Origin of the sequence: Nonomuraea purpurea (assembly GCF_042650645.1) — a bacterium.
Taxonomy (GTDB): Bacteria; Actinomycetota; Actinomycetes; order Streptosporangiales; family Streptosporangiaceae; genus Nonomuraea; species Nonomuraea purpurea.
Window position 1 is genome coordinate 344,407 of record NZ_JBHSBI010000006.1, and the last position, 13,205, is coordinate 357,611.

A 13,205-nucleotide genomic window follows, 5' to 3' on the forward strand; every position below is an offset into this window, starting at 1 on the left:
CTGTTTGGGGAGGTGGGCGCATGACGCGGGCGTTGTTCCTGTTCGAGGCGCTCAGGATGGCGCGGCATCCGCTGGTCTGGGGCGCGACCGCCCTGGTGCTGGCGCTGCAGACGTACCTGAGCTGGGACCAGCAACCCGACCTGAGCGTCGATCCGGTGCACGCGACCGGGCTGTCCACCTGTCTGGCCGGCGCGGTGCTGATCGTGGCCTCCCTGGCCGTCTCGCGCGACGGACGGCACGGGATGCCGGAGAGCCTGGCGGGCCTGCCGGGACGGGCCGAGCACCGGACGCGGGCGATCCTGCTCGCGACACCGCTCGTCGCCGGACTGGCCGCCGCGGTGGCCGTCGGCGGCTACCTGGCGATCCGGCTGCTGAGCGGCCCGGCCGGGGGCAAGCTCGACGTGTGGGAGCCGCTGACCGCGGTGGCCGCCTCGATGTTCGCCGCGACACTGGGGGCGGCCATCGGAAGGTGGGCGCGGTGGCTGATCGCCGGGCCGATCGTCGTGGCCGTACTCGGTTTCCTGATCTTCACGAATTTCCAGAACGGCGCGGCGGGCTGGCTGCTGCCGGTCATGCAGGAGGACCGGCCGGACTGGCCCGACCGGCCGTCCGCCGTCCACCTGGTGTACGTGGTGGCGCTGACGATCGTGTTCGGCGGACTCGCGCTCCTGCGCCACCGCCTGCGGATCGTACCGTTGGCAGCCGTGGTGGCGGCCCTGGCAGTGGCGGTGCCGTCGGGGGCCACCGCCGCCGCAGAACCGCCGATCGTGCGCTTTCCCGTGGGCAGGCCACTGAGCCTGTCGGACGTGGACCCGCGCGTCCGGGAGCGCTACTTCGGCCCGGACGCCCGCCGCTGCTCGACCCGTCACGGCATCACCTACTGCGCCTACAAGGGCTACGAGCCGTGGATCCCGCTGTGGGAGTCCGTCGTACGACCGGCCGCCGACGTCCTGCCCGCCGACCTGCGCGCCCGCCTGCCGAGCGTCCAGCAGACGTCGATGGCCTGGCTCTACACCGACCCACCCGAGATCCGCCCCACCATGGCATGGGGCCACCCGGATCAGCGCATCCTGCTGGCCCAGGATGTGGCGTCGTGGGCGGCCGACATCAAGATCCCCGTGGGGACCGCCAGGGTGGGCTGTGACGCCTACGGCCAGGCGCGCACGGTCGTAATGCTCTGGATCATCGGCCAGGTGGCACCGCCCGAACCACCGCGCCTACTCCGCGCCGGCTCTGACTTCGGCCGCTCGACAGTTCTCCGCTGGGGGCCGGCCGAGGTCGCATACGCCAAGCTCCTGCTCCATACGCCCGACGCCCGCGCCAAGGTGCAGGCCCACTGGGACACGCTCATGAAACCCACCACGACCATCGATCAGGCCCTGCCACTCCTCGGCCTGCCGCGAACCCACGCCGCACCGACAGGAGCCCGCCCATGTCCGTGACCCCGTCAACCCGACGCCCCTCACCGGCCCTTTCCCCTCGCGCCACGCCTTCCCCCTCGACCGGCGCCAACGCTTCCACCGGAAGCCCTTTTTCCCGTCGCGCCCGCTCGGCGGCCCCCGTCCGGCCGATGACCCGCTTCCGATCGGCGGCCCTCCTTTTGCGCCCGCTCATCCGAGCCATCGCTTGGACCCCTCTCGCCTTGGTGACGGCATTCGCCGCCGTCCTCCTCGCGGGCGTGAACGCAGGGGATCCCCTGCCCTCTGGCACCGCCCTGTTGTTGATGCGCATCACGGGCACCCTGCTCGGCTCGGCCGCCGCCTTCGCCCTCGTGGACGCCATGTCGGCCGACCTCGGCGCGGCCCCCGTCCCCCGCTGGGTACGCCAGGCGCTGCGCTGCCTCCTGACCGGCGGCGCGGCAACGGCCATCTGGCTGACGGCGTTCGCGTTCACGCTGTCCCGTCTCCCGGAAGGCGCCCTGTTCCCGGTCGGCGACCTGCTCATCGAGATGGCCGTCTGCCTCGGCATCGCGCTTGCGGCCGCCGCGACCGCCGTCCGTTTCGCGCCAGGGCGCCAGGCCGCCATGGCCGCCGTGGTGGTCCAGCTGGCGCTGGTGCTGGGAACGATCCTGCTCCCGGACCAGGTCCGTCTCTGGCCCCCGACCTGCGGTTTCGGCCATTGGGACGAGGCACACCGCTTCTGGCTCATGGCGCTTCCTCTGCCGTACGCCTGGCTGACTTTCGCCTGCCGCGACCTCCGCCGCTGACGCCGAAAACGGCATCCCCTTATCCGCCATACGGACGGCAATTTTCGGCCACCCCATCCGCCGCAGATTTTGTCGGACCCACACTTCATACTCGCTATCGACACCGTCCCCTCAGGAGGAATCGATGGCGAGGCGTTCTCGACGCGGGCGAAAGCGGCGGAAATCATCCGGAAACGAGCTGTTCTGGCTGCTCAGCCTCATTGCAGCCATCTGCATTGTGGGGCTTGTAGCGAATTTCATCGCGAAATATCCAGGATGGGCGATGACGATCGCCGCCGCCGCAATTGTCATGTTCGGTGGCGGGCTCTTCCTGCGCTTCCGCATGATCGAGGCCCGTCGCGCGCAGTTCCTCGCCGCCAACACCGAATTGGCCAAGGTCGACGTCATGACCGGCTCCCAATTCGAGCACCTGGTCGCCGAGCGCATGATCCACGAAGGCTTCCACCGGGTCAGGGAGAGAGGCCGCAGCGGCGACGGCGGTGTTGACATCGTCGCCGTCGCCCCAGGCGGAGGCCGCTACGCCATCCAGTGCAAGCGCTACACCCGCACGGTCGGCGCCCCGGAGGTGCGCAACTTCCTCGGCGCCCTGGCCAACGCCTTCGACGGGCACACGGGCGTCCTCATCACCTCGGGCCGCCTCACCCGCCAGGCGCGCGAAGAGGCCCTCAACGCCCGCCAACGCCTCGTCCTGGTCGAACGCGACGGCCTGGCCGACTGGCTGACCGGCAAGATCACCCTCCTCCCCGGTCGAAGACCCTTGGTCGGAGGAGGGGAGCCGGTCGGCTGAGCGTCACGACCACCTGGATCGTTCCCGCGTACGCCGCGCCCTCCAGCAGTGAACCCGGCAGCGCCCCGGCCGGCTGCCGGGGCGTGCGCGAATGGTCCACGACAGGTGACCGAGAGGACCCTCGGCTCAGGCTCCGGGTCCCCTCGACGATCACTTCGTCCGATAGAAGCGGACGTAGTCGAACTCGGCGTCGACCGCAGGCTGGGCACCCCCATGGGCGACCAATCCGATGCGCGGCGTCTTGCCCTTCGGGAACGTCCACACGCCGCCCCAGGTCCACGTCTTGCCGTCCCGGCTGGAGGCGGCGCGGAACTCGTGCTCCCCGTTGGCCGGATCGACGTGGTGGGCCAACCGCAGCCAGGTCGTCTTCGCCGGCGGGCCGACGATGTTGCCGCCGTAGGACAGGCGGTCGGCGAAGGGCAGTTCCCGTCCGTACTCCACCTGGCGGGTGTTCCAGATGGCCACCTGGCTGAGCCGGGCGAAGTCGTCGTCGGACACGTACGCGACCAGACCGGCCTGCTGGTAGTTGCGTATCGCGTTCTCCCCCAGGTCGAGGGTCACCTTGGTCTCCGCGATGTAGTCGCCCTCGGGCGGGGTGCGGAGCATCACGCTCGCCGTGTTGCCGGTCCCCACGAGGTCGGCGCCCTGCACCGGCCAGCGCAGCACACCGCCGGAGACGCGGGCGTTGGAATCCTGGCGCACCCACTCCCAGGTGCCCTGGTCTGTGTCGAACTCGTCCGAGTCCAGCAGCCTGCCCGGTTGGGGCATCGGCGCAGGGCGGGTGACCGGCTTGGCCAGCGTGGCCACGCTGACGTTGTCGAAGTCGGCCGCTCCCTCGGCGACCAGCCCGAACGTGCCCGACAGCGGGACGGGCGAGTCGAGACGCACTGTGGCCTGCGGGTCCCCGAGCCGGTCGGCCGAGGTCACCTGCGCGGTGATCGTGCGTCCCTTGACCGTGACGGCCAGGTTCCGCCAGGAGCCCGCCCCTCCCGGCAACGCGACCGTCTGCTGGGCCCGCCCCGCCGTGACGGTCAGCCCATCGCCGGACACCACCACCGTCGCGCCACCGATCCGCAGCCCTGCGGTACCGGCGCCGGGCAGGCGGAGGTCGGTTTCGGCGCGGAAGTCGCCGCCGACGCCGCGCTTGGCGGTCAGTGTGGCTCGGCCCTCGGTGCGCCGGACATAGCCCTCGTGAACGGCCCAGCCAGACGTACCACGCCAACCCGACAAACCATCACCGTCGAACCGTTCGTCCACCGCCCCGCGCGTGACAGGCGGCGTCTCCCCGGCCCGATCGGACGGCCCGGCCCCGGCGCGCACCACCGGCCACCCATCGATCCAGTCGAGTCGATCGAGCAGCATCGGCCGCTCATTGATGCCGTAGGGCCCGTCCAGGAAAGGATCGTCCCGGTCGATGCCGTGGTACAGCATCCAGTCCTGACCGGACAGGTCCGTCAGCTGCGCATGGTGGCCGACCCCGATCCAGCGGTTGCCGTTCTGGTTGACGACGGGAGTTCCGCCCGCGCGGGAGGCGAGCAGCGGCTGCCCATCCTTGTCCACGAACGGCCCGCGCGGGCTGGTCGCCCGCCCCGCCAGCACCGAGTAACCGGTGGTGGGACCGGCGCAGCAGTTCGCCGAGGAGGCGAGCAGGTAGTAGAAGCCGTCGCGCCGGACGACGTACGAGCCCTCGAACTTGTTGTCAATGGCCACCTGCGTCGGCTGGCCGACGGTCCGCAGCCCGTCGGCGGACAGCTCCGTGACCCACAATCCGCCGAAAAATCCGCCGAAGTAGAGATAACGACGCCCGTCCACGTCCGTGAACTGCGCCGGGTCGATCGTGTTCCAGAACGAGTTCCCGGACGGACGCGGCGCCACCACCGGCGCGGACTGGTGCGTCCACGGGCCGGTCGGCGTCGGTGCGGTGGCCGCGCCGATGGAGTAGTCCCATTGGTGCGGGTTGCCCGTCGTGTTGGTGACCGAGAAGTACATGACGTACCGGCCGTCCAGGTAGCGGACGTCGGGGGCCCAGAGCATGCTGCCCGGTTCGGCGTACGGCGGCAGTTCGTTCTCGCCGAACGCGTCCCCCACGTACGTCCATTTCACCAGGTCGCTGGAGCGGGCGATCGGCAGCCGGTGATGCTTGCCCTCGCCCTCACGGAGCGGATCGGAGGTCCCGTAGGAGTACCAGTAACCGTCGAGCCCCCGGACCACGGCCGGATCGGCGAAGGTGTCGGCGAACCCGGCCGACACGGGATTCACATAAGAGCCAGGCGCCCCGGCCGAGGCCGGCCCGGCGACCAATGACATGACCAACGCGACAATTGCTGCTGTCTGCATATATCAGCCTTTCAACCCACTACGCGAAATGCCCTCGATCACGTACCGCTGCGTCACCGCGAACAGGATCAACACCGGAATGCTCGCCAGCGCCGCCCCCGCCATGATCACCGGGTAGTCGATCGTGTAAGCGCCCTGCAGAATCGACAGCCCAGGCGGCAACGTGAAGTACTCAGGGCTGAAGATCACATACACCGGCCAGAGGAAGTCGTTCCAGTTGCCCAGAAAGCTCAGCACCGCCAACGTGGCCAGCGCCGGCCGCGACAACGGCAGCGTGATCCGCAGGAAGATCTGCCAGTGGTTGGCCCCTTCCATCAGCGCCGCCTCGTCCAGCTCGCGCGGCAGCCCGAGGAAGAACTGCCGCAGGAAGAACACCCCGAACGCGCCCGCCGCCCCTGGCACGATCAGCGCGGTCAGGCTGTCGAGCCACCCGAGCGAGTCCACGATCAGGAACGAGGGGATGAGAAACACGAACCCCGGCACCAGCAGCGTCCCGACGATCATCCCGAACATCAGCCCCTTGCCCCGGAACTCCAGCCGCGCCAGCGCATAGGCGGCCAGCGACGACACGACCAGGACGAGCACCATGTGCAGGGTGGCGGCGATCAGACTGTTGGCGAACCACCGCAACACGGGCGTCTGCGTGGTTCCCTCGAAAAGCGTGCCGTACGCCGCCGTCGTCGGCTCGACCGGCAGCAGCGTCGGCGGCATCCGGGTGGCCTCGGACGTGGTCTTCAGCGACGTCGCGAACGCCCACACCAGCGGCGCGATGAACAGCACAGCCAGCGCGAGGAGCACGGTGTAACGCCGCACGACGGCCGTTCCCCGCCTCATGACCGGCTCCTGAACAGCCGGAAGTTCAGCACACTCAGGACGATCAGGACCAGCGTGAGCACGTAGCTCATCGCGGACGCGCCGCCCATCTTGTACTGCCGGAGCCCCTGCTCCATGATGTACATGATCGCGGTCCTGGTCTCGCCGCCCGGCGCGCCCTGCGTCAGCAGGTACGACTGCCCGAACATGTTCGCCGAGGCCAGAATGGTCGTCGTCACCACGAACAGCGCGACGGGCCGCAACCCGGGCAGGGTCACGTGCCAGAACTCCGCCCATTTGCCGGCGCCGTCCGCCTTGGCGGCGTCGTACAGCTCACGCGGGATGTCCTGCATGCCCGCCAGGTAGATCACCCCGTTGAACCCGATCGTCCACCACACGGTGACGCCCACCAGGGCGACCCAGCCCCACGGCAGCGACGTCGTCCAGGCGATGTCGCTGCCGAGCACCCAGTCGATCAGGCCGAGGTTCGGGTCGAGCAGCAGCCGCCACATCAGGCAGACGACGGCCACGCCCAGCACGTACGGCGCGAAGAACAACCCGCGGAAGAACGTCCGGCCCCGGAACGGCCGGTTGAGCAGCAGCGCGATCCCGAGCGGCAGCACCACCAGGAACGGCACGCTGAGCACCGTGAAGATCCCGGTGGCCCGCATCGCCATCCAGAAGTCGGCGTAGACGGCCGAGCCGGAGTCGAACAGCGCCGTGTAGTTGGCCAACCCGACGAAGGGCCGGTTCTCCAGCAGATAGTCCCAATCGTGCAGGCTCACCCAGAGCCCGATCAGCCCGGGCGCGAGCACGAACACGGAGAACAGCAGGAGGTACGGGGCCAGGAACAGGTACGGCGTGGCCCGCCCCGACCAGGTGAGCGGCCTGGACCGGGACGCGGTGGTCGTTGCCATCAGGCGCCGTATTTCTTGCGGTTCTGCTCCAGAATCTTGTCCGCCTTGCCGGCCGCCTCGGTGAGCGCGTCCTTGGGGCTCTTCTTCAGCAGGATCGCCGCGTTGATGGCCTGGTCCACGACGGCCGAGGCCTCGCCGATGCCGGCCACGGACGGCAGGAAGTACAGGTGGTCGATCTGCGAGCCGATCGCCGCCTGCTCCTTCAGCGCCTGGAACTCGGCGCCGTCCCGGATGGACTTACGCGCGGGAACCTGTCCCGCCTTGGCCCACTCGATGGAGTGGCCGCCGATCCAGTTGATGAACACCTTGGCCGCGGCCAGCTTGTTCTGGTCGGGCGTGCGCTGCTTGAACACCACGAACTGGTGCGAACCCGCCCACGCCGCCGGCTGCGTGCCGACCTGGGGCAGCGGCGCCACGCCCCACTCCAGCTTCGTGTCCTCGCGCAGCGTGTTGATCGACCAGATGCCGTTCCAGTTGAAGGCGGCCTTGCCGTTGCGCAGCGCGATGAAGTCGGCGTCCTGACCCACGTTCTTGGGGCTGTAGCCCTTGTTGATCAGCTCGACCAGCCAGGTCAGCGCCTGCACGCCCGGATCCTCGGCGAAGCGCGACACACTGGCGTCGTCGGCGAACAACCGGCCGCCGTTCTGATACAGCAGACTGCCGAACTGCATGCTGCCCGTGAACGGGAACGGCGTCGCCCAGTGCCCCTGCACGCCCGCCTTCTTCAGCGTCTCCAGCGCCGCCAGATACTCTTCGCCCGTCTTGGGCGGGGCCTCAGGGTCCAGCCCGGCCTTGGACAGGACGGTCTTGTTGTAGAACATCCCCAGCGGGTGGACGTCGAGCGGAATCGCGTACCGTGCCCCCTTGTAGACCCCGGCCTGCCAGACCGGCGGAGAGAAGTCCGCTTCGGTGAGGTTGAGCGCCTTGGCCACGTCGTCAAGGGGCAGCACCACCTGGCGAGCGGCGTTCGTGGCCACGCTGTCCACGTGCATGATCCCAAGGTCAGGCCCCTGACCTGCGGCTACCGCGCCCGGCACCTTCGCGTAGTAGTCCGACCACTGGTAGACGTTCATCGTCACCTTGATGTTCGGGTGCGCGCCGTTGAACTGCTCGATCAGCCGCTTCATGTACGGGCCGTCGCCGCCGGTGAAGCCGTTCCAGAAGCTCAGCGCGACGTTGGGGCCGGTGTAGGCCGTGGGAGCGGCCGTGGCCTGCGCCCCCGTCTGCTGCGCCGCCTGTCTCGGGCCGCCGCCCCCGCCGCATCCGGTGAGAACCAGGGCGCCGAGCCCGAGTCCGAGCGCGCGCCGCCGGGTGAGGTCATCCAGGGACATCTTTCATCACTCCTGCCCATGTGGTGATGCCTCGTTGTACATCGTTGTATCTAACGTTGTAAACAGCGCCGAACCAATTCGTTACATCGTTGTAAATCAGCAGGGGCGAGTCCGTCGTTTCCGGGGTTGCCTGCACGGACGTCCCACAGTCGCCTAGGACGCGGCTCGGGCGGCGCGGCGGAGCCGCATCAGGAGCCGGTCGAGCCGGCCCTGCGCGCGACCGGCCTGGAGTGGACGATCCTGCGGCCGGCCTGGTTCGCGCAGAACTTCAGCGAGGACCTGTTCGTGGAGCCCCTGCGTGCCGGTGAGCTGGCGCTGCCCACCGGAGAGGGGCGTGAGGCGTTCGTCGACGCCGACGACATCGCCGACGTCGCAACCGCCGCGCTCACCCGGGACGGCCATGCAGCGCGCGCTCGGCCGCCAGCCACGATCCTTTGCGGAGTACGTCAAGACGACCGCTGCCGCAGGAGCCTGGACCGACTGACAGACGGTCACCGTCGAAGAGCACTACGAGGGGGCCAGCACGGCCCACCTGGCGGACGCGATGGGCATCTCCACCACCAGCATGTACGCAGCCTTCGGCAACAAGGAGGAACTGTTCCGCAAGGCCCTGGAGCGCTACACCGAAGGCCCGAGCGCATACCTGACACAGGCCCTGGAGGAGCCGACCGCCCTCGGCGTCGCCACCGCGATCCTGGCCGGCACCGTTCGAACAACTACCCGCCCGGCCCATCCGCACGGGTGCCTGGGCGTCCAGGGCGCCCCGGCCGCCAGCGACTCCGGGCGTGAAGTCCGCGACCTTCTCGTCGCCTGGCGAAACAATTCCTACTCCTGCGTCCGAGAGCGGTTCCAGCGAGCCGTCGCCGACGGCGACCTTCCTCCGGAAACCGATCCGGGGCTCCTGTCCCGCTACGTCACCACTCTGGCGTTCGGTATCGCCGTGCAGGCCGCGAGCGGTGTCGCCCGCGATGAACTCCAGGAGTTGGCCGACGCCGCCCTACGCAACTGGCCGCTCTCCTGAGAATCGCTCGACCCACCGCGCGCTCTACCCCAGGTGCCTTCGACACTCATATCGGCAGGAGCGCGACGCGAAGCTTGGAATTGGTCGTTTATGGGACGGCTGTCGGCGATCGTGCGCTGATCGCGTTTCCGCAGGAACGATCGTCCCGAAACTCGTTGTCAGTCTCCGAATTCGCGTGCACGCGCGACTCGGGGAAATAGCGTCCTATAACAGGGGAGTACTGACATTTGCGCGGCCCGTAGTCGTTCGTCCGTACTCCTATGCACGACGGTGAAGCTTGTCGACGACACGCGTACGCCTGTCCACGCCGAGCACGTCGTCCCCGCTGGTTACCGGCGCACCCTACCCGCCGCCGCAACCACCGCCGCAACCGCCGTCCCCACCGCCAGAATCCCCGCCCCCGCCGCCGGTGTTGTCCCACTTGTCTTTCTGGCTCGCGTCGTTGTCGGCCTTTCGAACTAGCCACCAGACGAGAAGAGCGCCGAGCCCGATCAGAATTATCATCTCCATCGATATAGTGAATCCTGCTTCCGGCAGGGAGGTGGGGGTGTTTTCGATACGCCGCAAAATCTGCATCGATCGCATGGCCCGGGTCGTCGATGGCTTGGACCTGCCCGATGCCGTCTTCAAGACGTGCCCCTACCAACCTCGCGAGCTTGTCGAGACCGGGCTGCGGCAGTGGCTGCGCTGCTGCGGCGCGGCGATGCGCGACAACCGGATCATCGGCATGCCGTCGCACGCCGTTGACGAGGCGTGGCACGGGTTCATTCTGTGCACCGCGCGGTATACGGCGTTCTGCTCGGCCGCGTACGGCCGCTACCTGCATCACCATCCTGAGGGCGGTGGCCTGCCGGGCACGGCTGTTGCAGGCTCGATGCGCGATCAGCTGGGCCGCACCATCGTCGCCTGGTCGATGGTGGCTCGTCCCAGCGAGCGATGCGTCCTGTGGGACCTGGACGCGCAGGTCGGCGTGCCCGAACCGTGGGGCATCCCCGCCGAGCGGGTCGCCGCGATTGAAAGGGGCCGCGTCCACCGGAAATAGCAGGTGAGAGGGGAGGCGGCTCGCCAACAGGAGGGACAGGAATGTTCGAAACGGCGGAGGCGTAGCAGTGCGAGACCAACTCCTCGGGGGCCGTTACCGGCTGGTACGACAGCTCGGCGAAGGCGGCATGGGGCAAGTATGGGAAGCGCAGGACGAGGTGCTGGGCCGGCCCGTCGCGGTCAAGGTGATCTCCCTGCTCGCCGGCGGCGGAAGCCGCGGCGACGAGGCACGCGCCAGGTTCCTGCGCGAGGCACGGATCACCGCCCAGCTGCAGCACCCCAACATCGTGACCATCCATGACCTCGGCGAGACCGGCATGGGGAACGACCGGGTCCCGTTCCTGGTGTTGGAGCTGGTCCGGGGCGAGGGCCTGGACACGATGCTGCGGCGAGGCGCCGTCACGTCACCGGACGCTGCCCGCTGGGGCGCCCAGATATGTGACGCACTTGCTGACGCGCACAACGCCGGCATCATGCACCGGGACATCAAGCCGTCCAACATCCTCATCACGCCTTCCGGCACCGTGAAGGTCCTCGATTTCGGCGTCGCGAGGGCGGCCGACCCCTACGCGACCGCCGAGCGGCTCACCCAGACCGGCTTCATCGTGGGCACACCCCCGTACATGGCCCCTGAACAGGCACGTGGTTTCCCGGAACCGCGCAGCGACCTGTACGCGCTCGGCTGCCTCCTCTTCGAACTGATCACAGGCCGACTGCCGTTCCAGGCCCCCGATACCGTGGGCTACCTGTCGGCTCACCTCACCCAGGAACCTCCCACCCCCAGCTCGGTGTCGCCCGGCATCCCACCCGCCTGGGACGACCTCGTGCTGACGCTGCTGCACAAGGACCCCGCCCAGCGGTACCCGAACGCCACCGACCTCGCCCAGGCACTACGGCAACTCGACCGCGCACCCGAGCCCCCAGCATCGGCAGACGAGCCCACCCCACCCCCCACGAAGATAGGCACGACCCCGCTCCCGTCGGCGAAGGTGCGGGAATCGTCCCGCAGGGGTGCCTACGGGATTCTCATCTGGCTCGGCCTTATCGGCGTCTACGGGGCGGTCTTCGGGAATTTCTGGGCGTTCAACGCCCTTTTCGATGACAAGAGCATGCCCGCTCTCGGCACGGTCGCGGGGCTGATCGCTTTGCTGGAAACGCTGGGGCTGGCGTTGCTCTGCGCTTCCGCGGCGCGCATCGCCGCCAAAGAGGCGCGTGGTGGCCTTGGAACGGCCGCCTCCGTCGCTGCTGTCTGTGGCTTCCTCGTCGGCGGTGTCGGTGCGTGCTTCGCCTTCGCAGGGTTTTTCGAGATGTTCACCAAGTTCCAGATGCCACCTGCGGTCGGCATGGTAGTCACCTTGGCCTGCGTCGGTACCGCAGCAATCATGGCTCGTGCCGGCCTGGTCAGTGGGAAGAACGCTCCGGTGTCGGACGACAGGTGAAACCCGACACGCGTTGCCCGGTCGCCAACCCACTGGCAAGCCCGCCGCGACCCCTACCGCCGAGGCTGACCACCACAGGTACCGAAAGTCGCCGTAATCCACGCCACGACTACGCATAGCTACTTTGGGCTGCCCGCCGCTGGGTCGTGGTTGCCGCGCCCTTGTCGGATCCTTGTCGGCGACGGCAGCCGCTCCCCGTGACGCGGCCTCGCCGTACCGCGTCGCGCGGCACGGCACGCGGGGTTGGGTCTGGTCAGTTCACCGGCGGGGCGTGCGGCACCTGGCCTTCCACTGCCTCAACGACGCTTGAGAGCCATGTCCAGCCGTTGCCGGAGCGGCTTGTAGTCGTGGTCGGGAAACCAGTCGGGAAACAGTTCGAGCACCGTGCGGAGCCTGGCGACCGTGCTGTCGTTGCCCCTGAGCGAGGACTCGGTGAACAGGTACTGCCAGCCGAAGGTGCCCTTCGTGACGCGCAGGGCGTCGAGATAGCCCTGGTAGTCCAGGTCCAGCTTGTAAAAGTGGTCGCCGGTCTTGTCGAACCAGATCTCGGGCTGCTCGACGCCTGGCTGCACCCGGAGCGCGGCAAGATGGCCGGTGCCCCACTCGGGCGTTCCGTCGATGCACCGGAGTTCAGACTGAAGCCGTTCTTGCTCGGGTGTCATATCCGTCCACAGTTTGAGCGGCTGCCGATTCAGCACGGCAGTCTCCAGGGCCTCCAGGCAGAACTCTCCGGCGACGAAGTGATCCTCGCCTTTGGCGCTCTGCCAGGCGCTGCCGAGATACTCGAACCGGAAGTGACAGTCCCGGAAGGAGGCCCCCAACGGCATACCCGTGGCGACGGAGATGGTATCGAGGCTGGTCTCGGCACCCTCGATCTCGGGGTCGATCTCCCTGTACTCGTTGAGGACCTCGATCCCGGGACAGTTCTTCAGCTCGTCCAGGACGTCGATCCAGGTCTGCTCGTAAGGGGTCAAATTGATCATAGGGCGAGCGTAGGGGCCGCCCCGCGGCATGAGCAGGCTGGGCACTGAGTGAGTCCTGGTAAGGCTCTTGCGGGCGCTGGGACAGGAGCCCGCGAGGACACGATGCGCCGCTGTCGCCAACTTGATGCCTGACTGCCCTCACCTGGGGATTGACTGCGCCGGAGCGCGACTTTTCACTGTTTCGCAGACCAGGTTTTCCCTGTTTCGCGGGCTGAGTTTTCACTGTTTCGCGGAGTCTATTTTCCCTGTTTCGCGGGTTCCTCGGGCACAGAATCGCCGAGCGGCCCTTGGCGTCTTGAAGCCGAGGTGACAGGCGCGCGGGCTCCTTCG

General features: G+C 68.3%; 12 protein-coding genes and 1 pseudogene. 7 read left to right on the forward strand and 6 right to left on the reverse strand.

Annotation, left to right across the window (positions count from 1 at the left end):
• Nucleotides 1-20: 20 nt before the first annotated feature.
• The 3 genes from ACFOY2_RS15110 (at nt 21) to ACFOY2_RS15120 (ending at nt 2,993) form a co-directional block, all read left to right on the forward strand.
• Nucleotides 21-1,442, forward strand: a complete 1,422-nt coding sequence (locus ACFOY2_RS15110; RefSeq protein ID WP_379528618.1) for a hypothetical protein — start codon at nt 21-23, stop codon at nt 1,440-1,442.
• 203 nt (nt 1,443-1,645) lie between these two features.
• Nucleotides 1,646-2,206, forward strand: coding sequence for a hypothetical protein (locus ACFOY2_RS15115; RefSeq protein WP_379528619.1), 561 nt, complete (start codon nt 1,646-1,648; stop codon nt 2,204-2,206).
• Between the two features lie 262 nt (nt 2,207-2,468).
• On the forward strand, nt 2,469-2,993 hold the full coding sequence (locus ACFOY2_RS15120) for a restriction endonuclease (protein ID WP_379528620.1): 525 nt from the start codon (nt 2,469-2,471) through the stop codon (nt 2,991-2,993).
• Between the two features lie 150 nt (nt 2,994-3,143).
• On the opposite strand, the gene ACFOY2_RS15125 is transcribed toward ACFOY2_RS15120, so the two are convergent.
• From ACFOY2_RS15125 to ACFOY2_RS15145, 5 genes are all read right to left on the reverse strand, one after another.
• The gene (locus tag ACFOY2_RS15125; RefSeq protein ID WP_379528621.1) at nt 3,144-5,300 is read right to left on the reverse strand and encodes a family 43 glycosylhydrolase; all 2,157 of its coding nucleotides are present in this window, start codon (nt 5,298-5,300) and stop codon (nt 3,144-3,146) included.
• Nucleotides 5,301-5,333: 33 nt separating this feature from the next.
• Entirely contained in the window at nt 5,334-6,164 is an 831-nt protein-coding gene (locus ACFOY2_RS15130) for a carbohydrate ABC transporter permease (protein WP_379528622.1), read from the reverse strand.
• On the reverse strand, nt 6,161-7,060 hold the full coding sequence (locus ACFOY2_RS15135) for a carbohydrate ABC transporter permease (RefSeq protein WP_379528623.1): 900 nt from the start codon (nt 7,058-7,060) through the stop codon (nt 6,161-6,163). Before ACFOY2_RS15135 ends, ACFOY2_RS15130 begins: the two co-directional genes overlap by 4 nt.
• The gene (locus ACFOY2_RS15140; protein ID WP_379528624.1) at nt 7,060-8,391 is read right to left on the reverse strand and encodes an ABC transporter substrate-binding protein; all 1,332 of its coding nucleotides are present in this window, start codon (nt 8,389-8,391) and stop codon (nt 7,060-7,062) included. The genes ACFOY2_RS15135 and ACFOY2_RS15140 overlap by 1 nt, the downstream gene beginning before the upstream one ends.
• A gap of 153 nt (nt 8,392-8,544) precedes the next feature.
• Complete coding sequence (locus tag ACFOY2_RS15145) at nt 8,545-8,841, reverse strand: hypothetical protein (protein ID WP_379528625.1); 297 nt, start codon at nt 8,839-8,841, stop codon at nt 8,545-8,547.
• A 70-nt stretch (nt 8,842-8,911) separates the two neighbouring features.
• On the opposite strand from ACFOY2_RS15145, the pseudogene ACFOY2_RS15150 reads away from it, so the two are divergent.
• The 4 genes and pseudogenes from ACFOY2_RS15150 to ACFOY2_RS15165 all read left to right on the forward strand — a co-directional run.
• Nucleotides 8,912-8,983 (forward strand): annotated as a pseudogene (locus ACFOY2_RS15150) (TetR/AcrR family transcriptional regulator); the annotation flags it as partial.
• The gene (locus ACFOY2_RS15155; protein ID WP_379528691.1) at nt 8,957-9,412 is read left to right on the forward strand and encodes a TetR/AcrR family transcriptional regulator; all 456 of its coding nucleotides are present in this window, start codon (nt 8,957-8,959) and stop codon (nt 9,410-9,412) included. The pseudogene ACFOY2_RS15150 and the gene ACFOY2_RS15155, both read left to right, overlap by 27 nt.
• Nucleotides 9,413-9,959: 547 nt before the next feature.
• On the forward strand, nt 9,960-10,454 hold the full coding sequence (locus tag ACFOY2_RS15160) for a hypothetical protein (protein WP_379528626.1): 495 nt from the start codon (nt 9,960-9,962) through the stop codon (nt 10,452-10,454).
• A 67-nt stretch (nt 10,455-10,521) separates the two neighbouring features.
• Nucleotides 10,522-11,892 (forward strand): serine/threonine-protein kinase, encoded by a 1,371-nt coding sequence (locus ACFOY2_RS15165; RefSeq protein ID WP_379528627.1) that lies wholly within the window; start codon nt 10,522-10,524, stop codon nt 11,890-11,892.
• Nucleotides 11,893-12,188: 296 nt separating this feature from the next.
• Here ACFOY2_RS15165 and ACFOY2_RS15170 read toward each other — a convergent pair whose 3' ends face one another.
• Complete coding sequence (locus ACFOY2_RS15170; RefSeq protein ID WP_379528628.1) at nt 12,189-12,875, reverse strand: hypothetical protein; 687 nt, start codon at nt 12,873-12,875, stop codon at nt 12,189-12,191.
• Nucleotides 12,876-13,205: the final 330 nt, after the last annotated feature.

Coding starts and splice junctions, on each gene's coding strand:
- ACFOY2_RS15110 (WP_379528618.1), top strand. CDS start 21: ATGACGCGGGCGTTGTTCCTGTTCGAGGCGCTCAGGATGGCGCGGCAT.
- ACFOY2_RS15120 (WP_379528620.1), top strand. CDS start 2,469: ATGACGATCGCCGCCGCCGCAATTGTCATGTTCGGTGGCGGGCTCTTC.
- ACFOY2_RS15125 (WP_379528621.1), bottom strand. CDS start 5,300: ATGTCATTGGTCGCCGGGCCGGCCTCGGCCGGGGCGCCTGGCTCTTAT.
- ACFOY2_RS15130 (WP_379528622.1), bottom strand. CDS start 6,164: ATGAGGCGGGGAACGGCCGTCGTGCGGCGTTACACCGTGCTCCTCGCG.
- ACFOY2_RS15135 (WP_379528623.1), bottom strand. CDS start 7,060: ATGGCAACGACCACCGCGTCCCGGTCCAGGCCGCTCACCTGGTCGGGG.
- ACFOY2_RS15140 (WP_379528624.1), bottom strand. CDS start 8,391: ATGTCCCTGGATGACCTCACCCGGCGGCGCGCGCTCGGACTCGGGCTC.
- ACFOY2_RS15155 (WP_379528691.1), top strand. CDS start 8,957: ATGTACGCAGCCTTCGGCAACAAGGAGGAACTGTTCCGCAAGGCCCTG.
- ACFOY2_RS15170 (WP_379528628.1), bottom strand. CDS start 12,875: ATGATCAATTTGACCCCTTACGAGCAGACCTGGATCGACGTCCTGGAC.